The sequence below is a fragment of the Thalassobacter sp. 16PALIMAR09 genome (assembly GCF_000765485.1).
GTDB classification, from domain to species: domain Bacteria; phylum Pseudomonadota; class Alphaproteobacteria; order Rhodobacterales; family Rhodobacteraceae; genus Thalassobacter; species Thalassobacter stenotrophicus.
In genome coordinates, this window is sequence record NZ_JHAK01000033.1 from 1 (window position 1) to 1,471 (window position 1,471).

Annotated in this window: 3 protein-coding genes and 1 pseudogene; 1 reads left to right on the plus strand and 3 read right to left on the minus strand. The window is 59.3% G+C overall.

All coding sequences use genetic code 11. From position 1 onward, the window contains the following. The 3 genes and pseudogenes from PM04_RS17190 to PM04_RS17200 all read right to left on the minus strand — a co-directional run. Positions 1 to 195: pseudogene (locus tag PM04_RS17190) on the minus strand (hypothetical protein); the annotation flags it as partial. Positions 196 to 230: 35 nt separating this feature from the next. Next, complete coding sequence (locus PM04_RS17195; protein ID WP_038009141.1) at positions 231 to 629, minus strand: hypothetical protein; 399 nt, start codon at positions 627 to 629, stop codon at positions 231 to 233. Further along, positions 626 to 907, minus strand: coding sequence for a hypothetical protein (locus PM04_RS17200; RefSeq protein WP_038009142.1), 282 nt, complete (start codon positions 905 to 907; stop codon positions 626 to 628). Before PM04_RS17200 ends, PM04_RS17195 begins: the two co-directional genes overlap by 4 nt. A gap of 120 nt (positions 908 to 1,027) precedes the next feature. Here PM04_RS17200 and PM04_RS17205 point away from each other — a divergent pair. After that, positions 1,028 to 1,471, plus strand: a 444-nt coding sequence (locus tag PM04_RS17205) for a hypothetical protein (RefSeq protein ID WP_038009144.1), incomplete at its 3' end; no start/stop codon positions are given.

Genomic DNA, 1,471 nt, shown 5'->3' on the forward strand with positions numbered 1-1,471 from the left:
AGTCTCGCGCCAGAGCGGCTCTTTGCGGCGGAGATTGGCATCGACCTCTTCAAGCCAGCCGCGCTCGATCATCTTGCCGATGGTCATCTTGGCCGCAGCGCCTGCCAACCCCTTGGGCAACGGCATGGCCAAGTTGCCAGGGCGGGATGCGGCACGTGTGAGAATAATGGATTGTATGTCGGTAATCTTCGGCATCGGTGCCTCCATATTTTTGGTGTTGCTGTGTGCCGTCAGTCGGCGGTGTCATTCGCGCCCAAGATTACAAAGTGCTGGACCCAACCAGTGAGGTACGGCAGCCCGGCCGGGATGCCTTCTTTCCGCTGGGTTTCAAGGCTTATCGTCCAGGCTTGCCATTTCTCGATGGCTTTAATGATCGCGATTTCATTGTTTATGGTGCGGCCTTGCAGCGCCTCAATCACATCATCGGCAAAATGCCGTCCCATGGAGCTGTCCAAAAAATCCCTGATGCCGCGCATCTCATCTTCGGTACCGGCACCTGTCGCCAGACCGATAAAGGCGCAGGTCACCGTCCAGATCCGATCCGTCGGCCTGTCCCGCAGCGCGCAGGTGATCATCTGGCCATAAAACCCGTGAGCCTCGTTTTGACTGGGCAGAACGAGCTCGGTCATTGCTCTGCCTCCGCTTCCGCCCACGCGCCGTCGTGCCAGACATACAAATGGCCAAAGGCGCGGGTTGGTCGCGGCAAGATCCGCGGCGGCCGCGGCGGATCAAAGCAGTCCAGCGCCTCGGCGCTGACGTCCCGGATCTCGCGGGCGGCAAGGATGTCCTCGGGCGTCCAAGTGTGAAGTGCTGTCAACATGTGCTCTGGGTAGCCGTCGTAGTGGACGTAAACGTGGGCCCATTCTTCGGGTCCGGTCTGTATAGCAATCTGTGCGCGTGTGCTCATGGGCTCTCTCCAATCAGGCTGTTTGCTTGATGTGAGAGTCGCTCGACACGGAAGTCTAATCAACTCAAATAGATATATTTATCCGTTTAATAACAATGCTCTGAGGCTCTGGAACAGGTCATGGAAGGACTATCTGAACGCGCCTACGCCGAACACGCCGGGATCTCACGCGGCGCCGTGCAAAAAGCCCGCAAGACCGGTCGCCTGGTGCTTTTTGCAGACGGGTCTATCAACGCTGCGGCGTCCGATACTCGCCGCGGTTCGACGACCGACCCGGATCAACAGATGCGCTCACGTGGTGGTTTCGGTGCAACAAGCGACGGGCCGACAGTCTCAGGTCCCGGTGACAACACATCCTATATCAAGGCGCGCACCGCGCTCACGGTCTACCAAGCTCAAGAGCGCCAGCTGGCGATCCAAAAGAAGAGGGGCGTGCTGGTGGATCGCGCCCGGGCCGAGACGTTGGTGTTTCATCTGGCCCGTCAGGAGCGGGATCTTTGGATCACCTGGCCCACGCGTGTCGCGGCCCTGATGGCTGCGCAATTGTCCGCAGAGATGGAGACA

Bases quoted from the DNA above. Each gene is read 5' to 3' on its own strand.
- PM04_RS17200 (WP_038009142.1), bottom strand. From the start codon at position 907: ATGAGCACACGCGCACAGATTGCTATACAGACCGGACCCGAAGAATGG.
- PM04_RS17195 (WP_038009141.1), bottom strand. From the start codon at position 629: ATGACCGAGCTCGTTCTGCCCAGTCAAAACGAGGCTCACGGGTTTTAT.